The sequence below is a fragment of the Arthrobacter oryzae genome, assembly GCF_031454875.1.
GTDB classification, from domain to species: Bacteria; Actinomycetota; Actinomycetes; order Actinomycetales; family Micrococcaceae; genus Arthrobacter; species Arthrobacter oryzae_D.
Genome location: NZ_JAVDRQ010000008.1, coordinates 184340 through 202463 on the forward strand (window position 1 = coordinate 184340; position 18124 = coordinate 202463).

Below are 18124 nucleotides of genomic sequence, written 5' to 3' on the forward strand. Positions count from 1 at the left end.
GGCGTAGCATGCTCCTATGTCAAAAGGGGACGAACCCTTCCGGGACGCCTTGGACGCAGCAACACGGCATGCCCGTGAATGGCTGGAAAGCCAGCCGACCCGTCACGTCGGGCCCCGAACAACAGCGGGGGAGCTGGAAGCCGTCTTCGGCGGACCGATGCCCGACGACGGCCTTCCTGCGAGCGACGTGATCGACTATCTCGCCGCCAATGCGGAACCCGGGCTCATGGCCATGCCCTCGGGGCGTTTCTTCGGCTGGGTCATCGGCGGTACCCTGCCCGCCGCAATGGCGGCAGACTGGCTGGTCAGCGCCTGGGACCAGAATTCCTTCCTCCGCGCTGCCACGCCCGCCACCGCGGCGATCGAGGCAGCGGCCGGCCAATGGTTCCTTGACCTGCTGGGTTTACCGGAGGCGGCCGACGTCGGTTTCGTCACCGGAGCGACCATGGCCAACTTCGCCGGGCTGTCGGCCGCACGCTGGCGCATCCTGGAGAAAGCCGGCTGGGACGTGAACAGCGACGGGCTGACCGGCGCACCGGCAATCCGCTGTTTGGTGGGCCAGGAACGCCACGACTCGATCGATCTCGCCCTGCGGTACCTGGGCCTGGGAAAACCTATTGTGGTGCCCTCCGACCGCCAGGGCCGCATCGATGCGGCGGAACTGGACTGCGCCCTGGACCGTACCCTGGGCGCAGCCAGTGGGTCCCCGGCCCCGCTGCTGGTCTGCCTGCAGGCCGGCAACGTGCATTCCGGAGCCTTCGATCCGTTCCAGCAGGCGATCACCGTCGCGAAAGCGCACGGGGCCTGGGTGCATGTCGATGGTGCTTTCGGACTATGGGCAGCCGCGGTCCCTGAGCTTGCCGGCCTGACTGCCGGGCTGGACCTGGCTGACTCGTGGGCCACCGATGCGCACAAGACCCTCAATGTGCCCTACGACTGCGGCATCGTTGCCCTGCGCGACGCCGAAGCCCTCCAGGCCGCGATGAGCGTCAACCCCAGCTACATGATCCGGGATGCAGCTCAGGCGGCGGACCCGTTCCAGCTTGTCCCGGAGCTGTCCCGCCGGGCCCGCGGCGTTCCCGTGTGGGCGGCGCTGAAGTCGCTCGGCCGGAACGGAGTGGCCGCCCAGGTGCGCAACCTGGTCAGCCGCGCGTCGCAGTTGGCCCAACAGTTGTCGGGGCTGGACGGCGCCGAAGTGCTCAACGACGTCGGCTACACGCAGGTCTCGCTGGCCTTCGGAGACGACGCCACGACGCGGGCGGTGACGGCACGGATCATCGCGGACGGGCTGGTGTGGATGTCAGGTTCCCGCTGGCAGGGACGGGATGTCCTGCGGATTTCGGTGAGCAACTGGACCACGGATGACGGCGACGTCGAGGCAGCGGTCGCCGCGGTGCGGACGGCCCTGGCAGCCGTCCGCGGCTAGGACGCGGCCCGTCCGGCCGCTTCGCCGGGCGCGGGGAGGTCGTGCGCCGCGGGAAGCCCCTCGAGGGTGCGTCCGGCGAGCGTGCTTGCCACCCACAGGGACCGGGCCAGATCGCCGCCGTGGTGCGGCCGCGAGGCGTAGGAGAGGGCGTTTTCAACTTCGCGGGCAAGGCTCCACTGCCGGGCGACTTCGGCATCCAGTCCTGCCGCTGCGCTGAAGTCCCGGCACCTGTCGAGCAGTCCCTGCCCGGGATTGGTCCGGGGCAGGTCCCGGATGCGGTTCCACAGCAACGGGGCCACCGTGAACTCGGCCTCGCCAATCATTGGCTGGGGATCGATGGCGGCAAAACCGTTGGTCCGTCCGTTGACCGACGGCAGGGACTGGTCGTAGGGCCGGGCCAGGATATTCAGGTAGTGGAAGTCGGTGTTGACAAGCACGTCGGTCCCGGCTCGGCGGCCCACCGCTCCGCGCGTCTGGCAGACTTCCAAAGCGGCCTCCAGCAGCCACCGCGGAAACGGCCTGCCCAGTTGCTCCCAGTCTGCCGGAAGGTCATCGCTCCACTGTTCGGCCCTAGCCGCCACGTGGTCGAACTCGCGCCATTCCGGTCGGTGGTCCGGGGCCAGGCTTAACTGCCGGGTCAGTCCGCCCCAGACCTCCACGGCCGTTTCCAGCGGAACGTCCTGAAGCGAGCGGCCGGCGTCGAGCCGCTCCAGCAGCATGGAACACGTACCGGCATCGGACTCCAGGAGCCGCACCGCCCCGTGGCCGTCCCAGAGCCGGAGGGCGAAACGTTCAACCCGGGCTTCGTCGTGGGGATAGGCGACCTTCAGTGCAGCAGGCACGCCGTCCCGTGTCAGCACCGGGATGACCACGCCGCCGTGGCCGTTCCACGGCAGCCGGCCAGGTTCGAGGTCCACCTCAAGTTCCCATCGCTCCAGGCGTCCGCAGATCAGCCCTTGCAGGGAAGCAAGCCAGGCACGTCCGGCGCTGCTGCCGCTGTAGCGACGGCTAAGGTCGGGCGGAATCGGGACTTCTGCTGGGGTGCTCATTGACTCCAGCGTAGTTGAGGGAGGGCCTTACGGTGCGGAAATCAGACGACGCCTGTGGCGCCCAGGAGGCTGCCAATGGCGAATGTGGCAGCAAGTGCCAGCGCACCGCCGATCACCACCCGCACTGCCGCCTTTGCCTTGGAGCTGCCGCCGATCCAGGCGCCCACCGACCCCGTCGCGGCGAGTGCCACCAGCACGGCGGCGAACGTCAGCGGGACCCGAATATTCTCGGGCGGCAGGAGGATGGCCAGCATGGGCAGTACGGCACCCGCGACGAAGGCGATTGCCGAGGCGATGGCGGCATGCCAGGGACTGACTATGTCTTCCTGGTCGATGTTGAGTTCAGCCGCCAGATGGGCGGACAGGGCGTCGTGTGCGGTGAGCTCCCTGGCCACCGCCTGGGCAGTGTCCTGGCTCAGGCCCTTGCTTTGGTAGATGGCGGTTAGCTCGGCGAGCTCCTCTTCGGGCTCTTCTTCAAGCTCGCGGCGTTCCTTTTCTATCAGCGCTTTTTGGCTGTCGCTTTGGCTGCTGACGGAAACGTATTCACCCAGCGCCATGGAAATTGCGCCGCCCACCACTCCGGCCGCACCCGCGATGAGGATCGGGCCGGTCTGGGTGGTGGCACCGGCCACGCCCACCACGATCGCGGCAACGGAGACGATTCCGTCATTGGCGCCAAGTACGCCGGCGCGCAGCCAGTTCAGCCGGTGCGCGATGTCATTGCCATGCGGCTCGTTCTGATGCAGCCCGGGTGCTCCGACGGTGTCCATGACTACAGCAAACCACCGGGGCCCGGGGCGTGCCAGTAATACGTGGCTAAGGAAGGTTAGGCATGCTTAGGGCGCCGGCACTGTGCCGGTTCCGGTTGAGCCGGGTCCGGATGTGCCGGCTCCACTCGACTCCGGCGCCGGGCTGGGGTCGGGCAGTTCGGGGAGCTGCGCCGTGTCCACCACGACGCCCGGCAGGGGACCGGAGTCGGCGCCCCAGAGCGCCGCGCGGTGTGCTGCGGCAAGAAGGCCCGAAATAGCCCATTGCCGGGTGCTGCCCTCGCTCAGCGCCACCAGGTCCCCGTAAACCGGCAGGGTCCCTGCTTCCAGGCTCCCCAGGCCGGCCGCCGGCGATTCGAGGAACAGCGGGCCGAGGGTGTAGCCCGCTTCCCGCGCCGGAATGTCCACACACTGTGCCCGGCTCAGGGCCTCGGCTTCTGCAAGGACCGATTCATGCCGGGCCAGCAACCGGGATGCAGAGCCCGCGGCAGTGCCTTCGAGGCGTGCCAGCGCCACCTGGTAGCCGTAGACGGTTTCGGCCTCGGTCTTGACCGTCATCGCCAGGGCAGATCCGGCTGTTGCCGTTCCCACAGCTGCTCCGGACGGGGCGGGGGCCGGCGGGCAGGAGCCTTCCGGCGGTGCCGATTGCGCGGGTGCCGGGGACGGTCCTGCAAGCGCGGGCACTTCCGGTGCCGTTGCCCCCACAGCCGCTGCCAGTGACGACGCCTGAAGCAGTTGGGCGGTGCCGACGGAGGCAAGCAGCCGTGCCATCCCGCCGTCGGACTCTTCCGCGTCCGAGAGCCGCTGCCCGCCGCTTGCCGACAACGCGGCGACGAGCCTGGCGGGTGAGTCCACCGGCGCAGCCGACGGCGCGGGAGTGCTTGTGGCGGTGCCTGTCATTGTGCCTGTGGCGGTGTCCGTTGAAGTGCCTGCGGCCGGTGGAGAAGGATCCTGATTGGGCCCGGTGAGCGCCCGGGCCTGTATTGTCAGCAAAGTCACAGCGCGCAGCAGGCCCTGGCGTTCAGCGCCGGAAACAGCATCGGCGAGGTGGCTGCCGGCGAGGCGCAATTGCATTGTTTCGGCAAGGGCCGCGGCCCGCGCCCGTTCGGAAAAGGCCGGTTCCGGCGCCTGCGGCGGCTGCCCCGGAGCCAGCGCCAGTCCAAGGCTGATGACCACTACTGCCAATGACGCCAGGATGCCGTACCGGAAATATCGGCCCGGCCGTCGATTTTCCTTGGTGTCGTCTTTCACAACAGACCATGTTGTCATGCCCGGCAGCAAGCGAGTGCACCATCGTGCCCATAAAATCGCTACGCTAGTACACACAACATCATCTAACGGGAGGCGGCCGGCATCGTGAGTAATGCAGAAGCCACGGCTTCATCAGACCGGACCGGGACGGGCAAGGCTGAGGCCGAATCCGTGCACAACCCGGAGGCCGAGCGCGTCCGGGCGCTGCTGGAACCTTCAGTTCAGGCAAACCGGCTGTACCTGGAGGACGTTGCCATCAACATCCAGGGATCGCACCGGGTGGTCCACGTAGTGGTGGACCTGCCGCAGGAGGAAACCGGCGGAGTGAGCCTTGACGTGATCGCCGACATCTCCAGGGAGCTCTCCGGCATCCTGGACAGCGACCCCAACTACGACAGCCGGCCGTACGACCTCGAGGTTTCCTCGCCCGGCGTCGGACGGCCCCTGACCGAACCGCGCCACTGGCACCGGGCCCGCGGACGCATGGTCAAGGTGAACGTCATACAGGGGGAGAACCTGACCGGCAGGATCCAGTCCGTCGACGACGACGGCGTGACCCTGGTCCCGGAGATCGCGGCCAAAAAGGGAATGAAGCCCAAGCAGGGCGAGCCCGAGAAGATTCCTTTCGACAGGATCCGTAATGGAAAAGTCGAGATAGAGTTCAGCCACCTCGAAGAGGTCGGTCTGGAAGACGAACACAATGGACCTTCTGAGGAGGCCTGATGGATATTGACATGAGCGCACTGAGACTTCTGGAGCGTGAGCGTGAAATCCCGCTGGACCTCCTGATCCCCACCATTGAGCAGGCACTGCTGGTGGCCTACCACAAGTCTCCGGGAGCCTTCGAAAAGGCCCGCGCAGAGCTGGACCGCAAGAGCGGCCACGTGACCATCTGGGCCACTGAAATCGACGACGACGGCGCCCCCATCGGCGAGTTCGAGGACACACCGGCGGGCTTCGGCCGCATCGCTGCCAGCACGGCCCGCCAGATCATTCTGCAGCGCCTGCGCGACGCCGAGGACGACAACGTCCTCGGCCAGTTCAAGGGCCGCGAGGGCGAACTGGTGGCCGGTACCATCCAGCAGGGCAACAACCCGCACATGATCCAGGTGAACCTCGGAACGGTGGAGGCGCTGCTGCCCCCGCCCGAACAGGTACCCGGCGAGAAGTACATCCACGGCAACCGGCTCCGCGCCTTCGTGATCGACGTTCACCGCGGCACCAAGGGCCCCTCCATCACGCTGTCCCGTTCGCACCCCGGCCTGGTCCGGAAGCTTTTCGAGCTGGAAGTTCCGGAGATCGCCGACCGCTCGGTGGAGATCGTGGCACTGGCCCGCGAGGCCGGGCACCGCACCAAGATCGCCGTCAAGGCCAACATCCCGGGCATCAACGCCAAGGGTGCGTGCATCGGTGAAATGGGTTCCCGCGTCCGGGCAGTCATGACCGAGCTCAACGACGAAAAGATCGACATTGTCGATTTCAGCGAGGACCCGGCCACCTTCATCGCCAGCGCACTGTCGCCGTCGAGGGTGAATTCAGTCACCATCACCGATGAGGCAACGCGGTCCGCGCGTGTTGTGGTGCCGGACTACCAGCTGTCACTGGCCATCGGCAAGGAGGGCCAGAACGCCCGCCTGGCCGCCAAGCTCACCGGCTGGCGGATCGACATCGTCTCCGACGCGGCGCTTCCGCGCGAAAACTAAATCGCTTTTGCGGACGGCCCCTTCGGACGCCTCCTCGGAGGGCTCGTCGGATTGTCCCGTCCGGTTTCGACCCGTCATTTCGGGGCCGGGGCACCTGAGGGGCTAGAATAGACATGACCGCGCCTTATGGCCGGTATTCGTGCGCCTTGAGCGTGCCCGCAGAATCTGCGTTCCTTATGAACGCTGCTGACGCAGGCGGGCTCGGGGCAGCAGATATGTATGGGCAGGAAGATACTCACCGTGGCACTAGTGCAACACCTTGAGAATCAGCCGCAGCGTACCTGCATCGGATGCCGGAAGAAGGGCGCACGGTCTGAGTTACTCCGGCTCGTCGCCGAAGGCAGCGGTTCCACCGCTGTCATCGTTGACGAACGACGCCGGATGGCTGGCCGGGGTGCATGGCTGCACCCCAGCGAAACGTGCCTGGCGCTGGCAATCAAGCGGCGTGCGTTCGGACGTGCCCTCCCGGGCACAACCGGAACTGCCGCCGTCGAACGCCGGATAACGGCAGGCACGCAAGCCGTGGACACTCCGGTGGCTGCAGCAACAACCGTCCAACCTGAAAGCGGGTCAGAAAACTGATGGAAACCCGATGAGTTCCCAGCGATGAGTGCGCAACGATGACAACTTTGTTGCGCTCTGCAATGGGCCTTTCAGCTGCTATCGCGGCGAAGGTCCGCAGTAAGAAGTAGACGGTTCGTGCCTGGCTCGGTGCGGACCGAGACAGGAGAAATGTGGCCAAGGTCCGCGTACATGAGCTTGCTAAAGAGCTCGGTATTACTTCCAAAGATGCAGTAACCAAACTGCAGGAACTGGGCGAATTCGTTCGCTCTGCCTCTTCAACCATTGAGGCCCCCGTTGTGAGGAAACTCCGCAACGCCTACCCCGCCGCCGGCGCTTCGAAGTCCGAGGCTCCCGCTGCAGCGCCCAAGGCGCCCGCCAGCCCCTCGGCTTCCCGTCCGGCCCCCGCGCCGGGCCCGGCAGCTCCCAAGGCTCCGGAACCCAAGGCTGAAGCTCCGGCTGCAGCCCCCGCTCCGGCCGCTCCGGCGGCTGCGGTTCCGGCAGCAGCACCAGCTGCGCCTGCTGCACCTGCGGCTCCCACTGCTTCAGCTCCGGCTGCACCGTCCACCGGTGCCAAGCCCGGCGCACGCCCTGCCCCCAAGGCTGAGGCACCGGCAGCACCGGCCCGCTCCGGCGGACAGGGCAGTTCAGCACCCCGCCCGGGCGGTCCCCGTCCCGGCAACAACCCGTTCGCCACGTCCCAGGGCATGCCCCGCGGCCGCGGCGGCGACAACGAACGTCCGCCGCGTCCGGGCAACAACCCGTTCGCTCCTTCCCAGGGCATGCCACGTCCGGGCGGAAGCCGTGCTGAGGGCGAACGCCCCGGCGGCCCGCGTCCGGCAGCCGGCGCAGGTGGTCCCCGTCCGGGTGCTCCCCGTCCCGCCGGTGCACAGGGTGCACGTCCGGGCGCTCCGCGCCCGGCTGGCGCTGCAGGTGCACGTCCCGGTGCAGGTGGCGGAAACCGTCCTACTCCCGGCATGATGCCTAACCGCACCGAACGTCCCGCACCCGCTGGTGCAGGCCGTCCCGGCGGCGGAGGCCGCGGTCCCGGACGCCCAGGCGGCGCACCGGGTACCGGTGGCGCTCCGGGTGCCGGTGGCGGTGGCGGTGCTCCGGCCGGCGGTGGCTTCGGCAAGGGCGGCCGCGGTCGCGGTGGTACTCAGGGTGCCTTCGGTAAGGGCGGCGCAGGCCGTGGCAAGCAGCGCAAGTCGAAGCGTGCCAAGCGCCAGGAACTCGAGCAGATGAGTGCTCCGTCGCTGGGTGGCGTAAGTGTGCCCCGCGGCGACGGCAACACCGTTGTCCGGCTCCGTCGCGGCTCGTCCATCACGGACTTTGCCGACAAGATCGAGGCGAACCCCGCTGCACTGGTGACCGTGCTCTTCCACCTCGGCGAAATGGCCACGGCCACGCAGTCGCTGGATGAAGAGACCTTCGCCCTGCTGGGCGAGGAGCTTGGCTACAAGCTCCAGGTCGTGTCCCCGGAAGACGAGGAGCGCGAGCTGCTCTCCGGTTTCGACATCGACTTTGATGCCGAGCTGGAAGCCGAAGGCGACGAGGAACTCGAGGCACGTCCTCCGGTCGTCACCGTCATGGGTCACGTTGACCACGGTAAGACCCGCCTGCTGGACGCTATCCGTAACTCCGACGTCGTCGCGGGTGAACATGGCGGCATCACGCAGCACATCGGTGCTTACCAGATCACCACTGACCACGAAGGCATCGAACGCAAGATCACCTTCATCGATACTCCGGGCCACGAGGCGTTCACCGCCATGCGTGCCCGTGGTGCGAAGGTCACCGACATCGCCATCCTGGTGGTCGCAGCGGACGACGGCGTTATGCCGCAGACCGTTGAGGCGCTCAACCACGCACAGGCGGCCAACGTGCCGATCGTCGTGGCCGTGAACAAGATCGACAAGGAAGGCGCCAACCCGGACAAGGTCCGCGGCCAGCTGACCGAGTACGGACTGGTTCCGGAAGAGTACGGTGGCGACACCATGTTCGTGGAGGTCTCTGCCCGCCAGAACCTCAACATCGACGAGCTGCTCGAGGCTGTCCTGCTGACCGCAGACGCAGCCCTGGACATGCGCGCCAACCCGAACAAGGACGCCCGCGGTATCGCGATTGAAGCCAACCTGGACAAGGGCCGCGGTGCGGTTGCTACCGTCCTGGTTCAGTCCGGTACGTTGAAGGTCGGCGACACCATCGTGGCAGGCACGGCCCACGGCCGTGTCCGTGCGATGTTCGACGACGACGGCAGCGCCCTGACCGAGGCCGGCCCGTCCCGCCCCGTGCAGGTGCTGGGTCTGTCCAACGTCCCGCGTGCAGGTGACACCTTCTTTGTGACCGCTGACGAGCGCACCGCCCGCCAGATCGCCGAGAAGCGTGAAGCAGCAGACCGCAACGCCGCCCTGGCCAAGCGCCGCAAGCGCATCAGCCTGGAAGACTTCGACCAGGCTGTCGCCGATGGCAAGATCGACACCCTCAACCTCATCCTCAAGGGTGACGTGTCCGGTGCCGTGGAAGCCCTCGAAGACGCACTGCTCAAGATCGATGTCGGCGAAGGCGTCCAGCTCCGCGTTATCCACCGCGGTGTTGGTGCGATCACGCAGAACGACGTCAACCTGGCAACGGTCGACAGCGCCGTTATCATCGGCTTCAACGTCAAGCCCGCCGAGCGTGTTGCCGAACTGGCAGACCGCGAAGGCGTGGACATGCGCTTCTACTCCGTCATCTACGCAGCAATCGATGACATTGAGATGGCCCTCAAGGGCATGCTCAAGCCGGAGTACGAAGAAGTCCAGCTTGGCACCGCCGAGGTCCGCGAAGTGTTCCGGTCCTCCAAGTTCGGCAACATTGCCGGTTCCATCGTTCGCTCGGGTGTTATCCGACGCAACACGAAGGCCCGCATCAGCCGCGACGGCAAGATCATCGGCGACAACCTCACCGTTGAGACGCTCAAGCGCTTCAAGGACGACGCCACCGAGGTCCGCACGGACTTCGAGTGTGGTATCGGTCTTGGCTCGTACAACGACATCAACGAGGGCGACATCATCGAGACCTTCGAGATGCGCGAGAAGCCGCGCGTCTAAGTTGGTTTAGCTTTTATGGCGGGGAGCCTCCGAGTTTTGGGGGCGCCCCGCCCCTACGCTGGGCGGCACGGGATCTGCGATCCTGTGCCGCCCAGCTCCGGTAGGCCCGATGCCACTCCCGGGCGCCCCCAAAACTCTCCGGCATCGTCATAGACTCACCTCAGGTGCGTGGCAGCGAAGGCAACTCAACAAGCTAAGCAGTCATCGCGCCGTCGTACATCCAAATATTTAGGAGTGGAAATGGCTGATCCGGCACGCGCTGCCAAGTTGGCGCAGCGGATTAAGGTTGTTGTTGCAGAGGCTTTGGGCCGGAAGGTCAAGGATCCCCGGCTTGAAGGTATTACTGTTACCGATGCCCGCGTGACCAATGATCTGCAGCACGCCACGATCTACTACACCGTGTTCGGGGACCAGGTTGTCCAGGCGGATGCTGCCAAGGGGCTGGAGAAGGCCAAGGGCGTCCTCCGGCAGGAAGTGGGCCGTAACATCACTGTACGGCTGACCCCAACCCTGGAGTTCGTGGCTGACCAGATTCCGGTCAACGCCTCCAACCTCGAGGAACTGCTCCGCGCCGCCAAGAAGCGCGACGCCGAGGTGGCCGCGCTGGCCGCTGGCGCCAAGCATGCCGGTGACGCCGATCCGTACAAGAGCGACGTTCCCGAGGACGTGGAAATCGACGAGGACGACTTCGACGAAGAGGATGACGACCTTCTCGACGACGACGGAATCGACGAAGACGGCAACAAGTAGGCGCAGGAACAACAGTGTGGCCGGACCCTCAGGGGGCCGGCCACACTTTTGCGTTAAAGCCAGTCAGTGGTGGTGCCCGTCAAGGTCCACGGAAACCAGCTTGCCGTCCGGGGCCTGGTTTGGTGCCGGGAGGGAATCGACCGTCGCATACAGCCTTGAATCCCTGATACTCACATCGGCCGTCAGCTTGCCGCTCAGCACGACCTGCCGATCCTCCTGATCCCCGGAGCAGCCGAGCCGGAGGACGCCGTCGCCGAAGAGGGATGCGACGTAAACGTTGCCGTCGTCGTCCAGTGCCAAGCCGGTGGGCGACATGACGTCGTCAGCAAACAGCCTGACCCTGCCGTTATCCGGATTGACCCGGTAGACGGCGCCGCGGGCACCGAGAGCGGGATCCTCCGGTCCGCCCGGGAGCACGGAGACGTACAGCCATCCGTCAGGGCCCACCGCCACATCGGTCGGAACAGGTTCAAAGGCGTAGCTGTGGTCAACAACGCAGGAAGGCAGCTGCTGCATCGTCGCCACTTCGGCCGTGATCACATAGGGGCGCGGCGGCAGCACAGCCACTGTTTCGGTCTCGCCCGAGTCGGCGTCCACCGCCACGATGCTGTTGGCGCCGGCGTCCGCCACATAGACGGTGTCCCCGGACAGCGCGATGCCGTACGGATGGGAGTCGACGGTTCCGGTGTACGAGGCAGGAACCTCGGGCGGGAGCTGCGCCGCACATGCATCGGGAAGGTCGCTGAAGCCGTAATGGACCTCGCCGTCGGCATTCTCTTCGGTCTCCAGGGCAGCAAGATCACCAACAGTGGCCTGCGTTCCGTCGCCGGCGATCGTCCTGATATGGCCGGCAAGCGGGCGGGGATCCATGGGGCCGGCACCCTGGCTCTCGGCGAAATAGGTGGTGGAACGGCGCTGCGCGCTGCCGGCGACACCCCACGCGGCATCGGAATACAGGACCGTCTTGGTTCCATCGGCATTGACTTGCGTCAGCTGCCCGATGAATTCTTCGCTGACCAACACCGTGCCGTCACGGCCGGCACTGACATGCAACGGACTCACGAGACCGTTCGCATGGATTGTGGGCGGGCTTTCAGCCGGAGCTGCGACGGCTGCGGGGCTGGCAGCCAGGAATACGGCGGCGGTGGCCGCAGCCGCGACAAACGAAAGGTGTTTACGCATGGTTTTCTCCAATGGCCAGTGCTGCACAAAGGCCTTGAGACCACGGAAATGGCTTCCGGAAAATGCGGCTGCCCCCACTGGGCACATTCTATTTCTTCGCTGTCGCGTAAGTCGATGGATCCGGCAAACTGCAGCCGCCTTCTTCACGTGAACCGGGGGATAGCTGGCTATGATCGGAGCATGAACGCCCAACCTTCAGCTGATGACATCCAGGAGTTCCTTGGCCAGGCCGTGAACCTGGCCGTCCGGAATGTGGCTGATGGGGGAGGACCGTTTGGTGCACTGGTGGTCACCGCTGATGGGAAGCTCCACTCCGGCGTCAACAGGGTGACCCGCGACAACGACCCCACTGCCCACGCCGAAGTTGTGGCCATCCGGGCTGCGGCGGCCGAATCCGGCAACTTTGACCTCAGCGGCGCCGTGCTCTATGCGAGCTGCGAACCTTGCCCGTTGTGCCTGGCTTCGGCGTTGTGGGCGCGAATCGACCGCGTGTACTTTGCCGCGGACAGGCACGGGGCCGCGGCAGCCGGTTTCGACGACGCCCTGTTCTACGAGTTCTTTGAAGGCACCCGGCCGGATCTGATGCCGGTCCGCCGGACTGACATTCCGACGTCGAACGTTCCCTTCGATGCATGGCGCGACAACCCGGACCGAACCGCATACTGAGTCCGGTCACGGAGGAAGCGGCCTCCCGGTCCGCCGGGACCTTCGACTCTATCCGCCTCCGGCCGGCAGGCGTGCGATTAACCTATGATTTCAGGCGCGACCGGAAGGCAGCGCGGAGCAGTGGAACCGAGATACACCAGGTGTCCCGGCTGCGGGAAGACGAACAGGATCCCCGCAGCTGCTCCCGGCCGTCCCCGTTGCGGAAACTGCAGCCACGACCTGCCGTGGATTGTTGATGCCGGGGACGCTGACTTCCGGCACATCGCAGAGCAGTCCTCCGTGCCGGCACTGATCGACTTCTGGGCGGTATGGTGCGGCCCATGCCGGCTGGTCAGCCCGGTCCTGGACCTGCTGGCGACGGAGAAGGCGGGCCGGATCAAACTGGTCAAGGTGGATGTGGACCGGGCGCCGGGACTTTCTTCACGGTTTGCCGTCCAGGCCATCCCTACGCTGATGGTGATCGTCAGTGGCATGGTGGTGGCACGTCAGTCCGGGGCCGCACCGGCGCCGGAGCTCCGGATGTGGCTGGAACACGCGCTCTCGTCGAGTTTGAGTTAGCTAGGTACGCCGGGACCGTCGGCCGCGCGCCCCCAGCCCTCCGAGCAGCGGCGATCCCATGCCCAGCAGGAAGCCGAAGTCATACCAGTTGCCGGCCCTCCCGGTGTTGTAGAAGGGGAACTCCGCCCAGGCGCCGAACACGTGGGCAATGAGCACTATCCACGCGGTAATACCGTTCCAGAAGCCCCACAGCAGGTCCTGCCACCACATGATGTTCCTCTCCGGAGCCGCCCCTGTGGACAGGCTAGGGGACAGCAGGCTCCTACACTAGGGGCTCTGTGCCCGACTTCGGAAGTGTTTCTTCCGCGGTGCTGCGTCAGCTTCTGGCGGAGCAGGATCAGTTTCGCGACGGGAGGCGGCCCAGGCCTTCCACGACGTCGGCCGGAGCGGCGCACAGCGCGATCCGGATCCATCCTTCGCCGATGGACCCGAAGGCCGTCCCCGGGGCAAAGGACACCCCGGAATCGGCCAGGAACTTCCGGACCCAGGACCGCACATCTCCGCCGCTGACGTGTGAAACATCCGCCCACAAGTAGAAGGCACCCTGCGCCGAGAGGAACGGAATGCCCTTGGATTTAAGCACCGCCGCCGCCGAGTCCCGGTTGGCCCGGTAGTGGGCGCGGGCATCGCTGACGTAGTCCTGCGGGCCGGTCAGGGCCGCTATCGCGGCGTACTGGGACGGGGACGCGACGCACGAAACAATCGACTCCATCACGTTGTTCATCTTCCGCTCCAGCCCGGGCGGGCAGACCAGAGCGCCGATCCGCAGCCCTGTCAGCCCGTACGTCTTCGACAGCGTCAAGGACGTAAATACCCTCGCCTCTCCGGGGACATCGCTGTCAAAGCGTGCCGGGCTGACGTGGGGGACATCGTAGGTGAATGCCTCGTAGCATTCGTCGGAGATGATCCACAGGTCGTGGCGCCGGGCAAGCTCCACCAGGCTGCGGGTCAGCTCTTCGCCCAGGACAGCTCCCAGGGGATTGGAGGGCGAATTCAGCATCAGTACACGCGTCCGGGGCGTGATGAGGGCCTCAATGTCCTCGATCCTCGGCTGGAAGTCGTACTCCGGATACAGCGGGTATCCCACGGGAACCCCGTGCAGCAGCCGGCTGGTCATCGCAAACGTTGGATACCCGGGGTTGGGGATGAGGATTTCGTCGCCCGGGGAGAGCAACAGGCTCATGGCCAGGTGGAGGCCCTGCTGGGCGCCGTCCACGATGTACACCCGGTCGGAACCGATGTCGACGCCGTTGTGCTCACGGAACCTGTCGGCGAAGGCCTCCCGGAGGGCAGGGATTCCGGCATTCGGAGTGTAATTGGTTTCATCGCGGTCCAGGCAGGCCATACCGGCTTCGAGGACATGGCGGGGAAGTGCGAAGCCCGGTTCTCCGATGCTCAGTACAATGGCGCCGGGCGTGGCCCACGCGGCCTCGGTGATCTCGCGGATCTGGTTGACGGGAACATCGCGGACATGTGCGGCAAGCTCGGGCATGTCTGTCATCCTAGCCGCCCGCCCAACCGCCGGCTCAGAAGGCTGCCGTCGGGCTTGCCGCCCGCCGTCGGACTTGCCGCGCCGTCGTCGGGATGCCTCCCGCCGTCGGGCGAAAAGCGAGAGCCGTCGGCGCGGATATACTGGGAGGCGTGCTTTCTGGACTGGTAATAGTGGACAAGCCGCAAGGATGGACCAGCCACGATGTGGTTGGACGGATGCGGCGGCTGGCCGGTACCCGGAAAGTGGGGCACGCCGGAACGCTGGATCCCATGGCCACGGGTGTGCTGGTCCTGGGCATTAACAAGGCCACGCGGCTTCTGACGTATATCGTCGGTACTTCCAAGACGTACACGGCCACCATCCGCCTCGGCGAGTCCACCGTGACGGACGACGCCGAAGGCGATGTAGTCAGCACCCAATCTGCTGCCGCAGTCACCGAGGAAGCCATTAACGCCGGCGTAGCGGCACTCACCGGCGAGATCCAGCAGGTTCCCAGCAGCGTCAGTGCCATCAAGGTAAACGGTGAACGGGCCTACGCCCGGGTGCGGTCCGGGGAGGACGTCAAGCTTGCCGCGCGCCCTGTCACCATCCACCGCTTCGATGTCCACTCGGTGCGTCCGCAGCGTGACGGGGAAGTCCTCGACGTGGACGTCACCGTGGAATGCTCATCCGGAACGTACATCCGTGCCCTGGCCCGTGACCTCGGGGAAGCGCTGGGTACGGGCGGCCACCTGACCGCGCTTCGCCGGACCCAGGTTGGACCGTACACGCTTGACCAGGCCCGGTCGCTGGAGCAGTTGGCCGAGGAACTCGAAGTGCTGGAGATGTCGCTGGCCGCGCGGGCACTGATGCCTAACCGCGAGCTAAGCGAGGATGAAACCACCGAAATTTCCTTCGGCCGGCGTATCGCCGCAGGCGTCGCGGCCGGCACGCCGGATGCCGCCACCGCGGACAAACCTGCCGCGGCATTCGCTCCGGACGGCTCGCTCGTGGCCTTACTGGCTGACTCCGGCAGCTATGCGAAGCCGGTGCTGGTCTTTGCCCCCAGCAACGAGCAGCAGGCCACCTAGCGTGGACGCGTACTTCTACATCATTCTGGCCGTCGGGCTGCTCTCCACGATCATCTGCACTGCGGCAGGGATCATGAAGCAGGCTCCGAACGATGCCACGATCCTGTCCGTCGCTGCTGTGGAACTGGCGCTGCTGGTCTACCTGGTGGGTTCGATCGTCCGCGTGGCGTCGGGAGAACAGATCGCAGGTGAAGCGTGGGAGTTCTGGGGCTACCTGGTCACCGCCCTGATCCTGCCGGTGGGCGCCGTGTACTGGTCCATCCTGGAGCGCACCCGGTGGAGCAACTTTGTCCTGGCTGCCGTGGGGGTTACCGCCCTTGTTATGGCCGCACGAATGAACCAGATCTGGTACTGAGTGGAAGAAGCAGACGTGACTCCGCAAACCCCCGTCAACAAGACCGAGGACGCCGCCGCGGCGGCCCAGTCCAGGGACACCCGGAACACCGGCCCCGGGCGCCTGCTCATCGCGGTCTACGCCGTCTTTGCTATCTCCGCCACGGCGCGGGCCGGCTACCAGATCCTTACCAAGTTCTCCGAAGCCCCGTTGGCCTACCTGCTTTCGGCGTTCGCGGCACTCGTCTACGTGGTGGCCACGGTCTCGCTGGCGAAGCCGGGACGGACCTGGTTCAAGGTCTCCGTGGCCGCCGTCCTTGTGGAGCTCGTGGGCGTGGTGGTGGTGGGTGCGCTGAGCATTTTCGACTCCGTCAGCTTCCCGCACGAAACTGTCTGGTCCCTCTTCGGCCGGGGCTACGCGTTTATCCCGCTGCTGCTGCCGATCCTTGGACTCGTGTGGCTGTACCGGCGGCGTCCGGCACGTCTTCCGGGCTGAGCCCCACGGACTAAGTTCCCCGGGTGACGCGCTCGCCCTTTTTGTCGGACCCTTCTGGAAGAGTAATCCCATGGAAGCCATGGGGGAGCTGGGAGCGCGGAGCGCGCTGCGTTGGGCCACGAAGCCCGGCGACATTTCTGCCGCGGTTCCGTCCAGGCTCGGGCGCGGTTTTCGCAGTGTTCCAGCCGTGCTCCGGCCGTCGGCTCAAGCGTTCGGCGGCGGGACGTCCGGTGATCTTGCCCGGTGCCTTGAGCTGCTCAGGGGTTTGGGTTCGACGGCGGTTGCGGACGCCGCGCAGTTGGAATTTCGTGCGGCTGCTGAATTCGCCGCCAACGTCGAGGAAGCCGCCCGGAGCCTTGAATATTTGCAAGTGGTCGCGGCCGGCGCGGTGGAGCGCACCCGGCGTGAAGCCTCAGCGGCTGCGCGTTCAGGGGCGGGTTCGGGTGCGGGGGTCGGTTGGACCACGGGTTGGGGTACCGAAGCCGCGGCACCGGACCATGAAATGCCCCAAGCGTCTACCTCAGTTGGGCCGGATCCGGCGGATGACGGGTGCCGGAGCGCGGCCGAGTTCCTCCGCACCAGTTTGCGGATCAGCATTGCCGAGGCGCGGCGCCGTCTTGCGCTGGCGTCAGTTGTGTTGCCCCGGACGGGGTTCATGGGTCGCACGGAGCCGCCGGAACGGCCCGCACTCGCCGCTGCCGTGGCCGCCGGGACGGTCGCATCCCGTTCCGCCACCATCGTTAGCCTGGCCCTGGAGAAGGTCCGTCATCACGCGCCTGAGGACACCCTGGCCCGGATGGAATACCAGCTGACCCGGCAGGCGGTGGACAGTGATGCCGATCTGCTGTCCCGGGTCGCCCGGCGCTGGATCGAGGGGATCGATCAGGACGGTCCAGAACCGTCCGAGGAAGAACTCCGCCGCCGCCAGGGTGTGTTCCTCCGCCAGGTCCGCCGCGGCCTGCAGCACATCGAAATCTTCGCCACCCCGGACCAGTGCGAGCCGCTCCTGACCGTGATGAACACCGCCACCAACCCCCGCACCCGGACAGGCGCCGACGGTGGGGAAAGAGGGAATGCCGAAGGCCCCGCCGGATCCTACGATGCCCTGGACCTGCGGACCCGGCCGCAGCGGCTCCTCGACGGCCTGGTCGGCGCCTGCAAAGCCGGCCTGAGCACCGGCGGGCTCCCCACGGCGGGCGGGCTCAAGCCACAGGTCATGGTCACCATCGACTACCGCGACCTCCTGGACCGGCTGGATCGCCTCGAACCGGGCCCCGGCACAATCACCGGCGGGCTCCCGGGCACGGGCGCGTTCACCTTCACCGGGCCGGTCAACGCCTCCACGGTCCGGAAGATTGCCTGCGACGGCGACATCATCCCCGTCGTGCTCGGCAGCGAAGGACGGATCCTGGATATCGGCCGCACCACCCGGATTTTTCCGCTGCACATCCGCAAGGCCATCACCGCCCGCGACCAGGGCTGCGCCTTCCCCGGCTGCACCATCCCCGCGCCCTGGTGCGAAGCCCACCACATCACCTACTGGTCACACGGCGGACCCACCAGCACCGAGAACGGCACGCTGCTGTGCTCCCATCACCACCATTTGATCCACAAGGAACAGTGGCACATCCAGGTTAAAACCGGGGTCCCCTGGTTCATCCCGCCACCCCACATCGACCCCGGCCAAAAACCGCAACGGAACACCTACTTCAGGCTCGAATGACGCGG

18 protein-coding genes are annotated in these 18124 nt (G+C 66.3%); 12 read left to right on the top strand and 6 right to left on the bottom strand.

The genetic code is table 11. The features are described from left to right. The first annotated feature begins 16 nt into the window (after positions 1–16). Positions 17–1426, top strand: a complete 1410-nt coding sequence (locus tag J2805_RS15810; RefSeq protein WP_309977858.1) for a pyridoxal phosphate-dependent decarboxylase family protein — start codon at positions 17–19, stop codon at positions 1424–1426. On the opposite strand, the gene J2805_RS15815 is transcribed toward J2805_RS15810, so the two are convergent. The 3 genes from J2805_RS15815 to J2805_RS15825 all read right to left on the bottom strand — a co-directional run bounded on the left by J2805_RS15815 (position 1423) and on the right by J2805_RS15825 (position 4511). Continuing rightward, positions 1423–2475, bottom strand: coding sequence for an aminoglycoside phosphotransferase family protein (locus J2805_RS15815; RefSeq protein ID WP_309977861.1), 1053 nt, complete (start codon positions 2473–2475; stop codon positions 1423–1425). The two genes, J2805_RS15810 and J2805_RS15815, sit on opposite strands and share 4 nt — an antisense overlap. 41 nt (positions 2476–2516) lie before the next feature. Beyond that, positions 2517–3245 carry a VIT1/CCC1 transporter family protein gene (locus J2805_RS15820; protein ID WP_309977863.1) on the bottom strand — a complete coding sequence of 243 codons (729 nt, stop codon included), beginning with the start codon at positions 3243–3245 and terminating at the stop codon, positions 2517–2519. 66 nt (positions 3246–3311) lie between these two features. Next, positions 3312–4511, bottom strand: coding sequence for a ferritin-like domain-containing protein (locus J2805_RS15825; RefSeq protein ID WP_309977865.1), 1200 nt, complete (start codon positions 4509–4511; stop codon positions 3312–3314). Between the two features lie 87 nt (positions 4512–4598). Between J2805_RS15825 and rimP the strand changes: the two genes are divergently transcribed. From rimP to rbfA, 5 genes are all read left to right on the top strand, one after another. Continuing rightward, positions 4599–5216, top strand: coding sequence for a ribosome maturation factor RimP (gene rimP / locus J2805_RS15830; protein WP_309977866.1), 618 nt, complete (start codon positions 4599–4601; stop codon positions 5214–5216). Further along, positions 5216–6196, top strand: a complete 981-nt coding sequence (gene nusA, locus J2805_RS15835) for a transcription termination factor NusA (RefSeq protein ID WP_309977868.1) — start codon at positions 5216–5218, stop codon at positions 6194–6196. Before rimP ends, nusA begins: the two co-directional genes overlap by 1 nt. A gap of 219 nt (positions 6197–6415) precedes the next feature. Further along, the gene (locus tag J2805_RS15840; RefSeq protein WP_309977870.1) at positions 6416–6778 is read left to right on the top strand and encodes a YlxR family protein; all 363 of its coding nucleotides are present in this window, start codon (positions 6416–6418) and stop codon (positions 6776–6778) included. 152 nt (positions 6779–6930) lie between these two features. Then, on the top strand, positions 6931–9849 hold the full coding sequence (infB, locus tag J2805_RS15845) for a translation initiation factor IF-2 (RefSeq protein WP_309977872.1): 2919 nt from the start codon (positions 6931–6933) through the stop codon (positions 9847–9849). A 240-nt stretch (positions 9850–10089) separates the two neighbouring features. Then, a complete protein-coding gene (gene rbfA / locus J2805_RS15850) occupies positions 10090–10599 on the top strand; it encodes a 30S ribosome-binding factor RbfA (RefSeq protein WP_309977874.1) in 510 nt (169 codons plus the stop codon). A 63-nt stretch (positions 10600–10662) separates the two neighbouring features. Here the strand turns inward: rbfA and J2805_RS15855 are convergent, their stop codons facing one another. Continuing rightward, on the bottom strand, positions 10663–11781 hold the full coding sequence (locus J2805_RS15855) for a ScyD/ScyE family protein (RefSeq protein ID WP_309977876.1): 1119 nt from the start codon (positions 11779–11781) through the stop codon (positions 10663–10665). A 180-nt stretch (positions 11782–11961) separates the two neighbouring features. Between J2805_RS15855 and J2805_RS15860 the strand changes: the two genes are divergently transcribed. Then, complete coding sequence (locus J2805_RS15860) at positions 11962–12447, top strand: nucleoside deaminase (protein ID WP_309977878.1); 486 nt, start codon at positions 11962–11964, stop codon at positions 12445–12447. Positions 12448–12531: 84 nt separating this feature from the next. Beyond that, on the top strand, positions 12532–13005 hold the full coding sequence (gene trxA / locus J2805_RS15865) for a thioredoxin (protein ID WP_309977880.1): 474 nt from the start codon (positions 12532–12534) through the stop codon (positions 13003–13005). Here trxA and J2805_RS15870 read toward each other — a convergent pair whose 3' ends face one another. Then, positions 13006–13215 carry a hypothetical protein gene (locus tag J2805_RS15870; RefSeq protein ID WP_104172500.1) on the bottom strand — a complete coding sequence of 70 codons (210 nt, stop codon included), beginning with the start codon at positions 13213–13215 and terminating at the stop codon, positions 13006–13008. Positions 13216–13342: 127 nt separating this feature from the next. Next, complete coding sequence (locus J2805_RS15875; RefSeq protein WP_309977883.1) at positions 13343–14497, bottom strand: pyridoxal phosphate-dependent aminotransferase; 1155 nt, start codon at positions 14495–14497, stop codon at positions 13343–13345. 149 nt (positions 14498–14646) lie between these two features. Between J2805_RS15875 and truB the strand changes: the two genes are divergently transcribed. From truB to J2805_RS15895, 4 genes are all read left to right on the top strand, one after another. After that, positions 14647–15567: a tRNA pseudouridine(55) synthase TruB gene (gene truB / locus J2805_RS15880; protein ID WP_309977885.1), complete on the top strand. Its 921-nt coding sequence runs from the start codon at positions 14647–14649 to the stop codon at positions 15565–15567. Position 15568: 1 nt separating this feature from the next. Then, positions 15569–15922 carry a hypothetical protein gene (locus J2805_RS15885; RefSeq protein WP_309977887.1) on the top strand — a complete coding sequence of 118 codons (354 nt, stop codon included), beginning with the start codon at positions 15569–15571 and terminating at the stop codon, positions 15920–15922. 15 nt (positions 15923–15937) lie between these two features. Next, positions 15938–16396 carry a hypothetical protein gene (locus tag J2805_RS15890; RefSeq protein ID WP_309977889.1) on the top strand — a complete coding sequence of 153 codons (459 nt, stop codon included), beginning with the start codon at positions 15938–15940 and terminating at the stop codon, positions 16394–16396. 70 nt (positions 16397–16466) lie between these two features. Next, a complete protein-coding gene (locus J2805_RS15895) occupies positions 16467–18119 on the top strand; it encodes an HNH endonuclease signature motif containing protein (RefSeq protein WP_396134379.1) in 1653 nt (550 codons plus the stop codon). Positions 18120–18124: the final 5 nt, after the last annotated feature.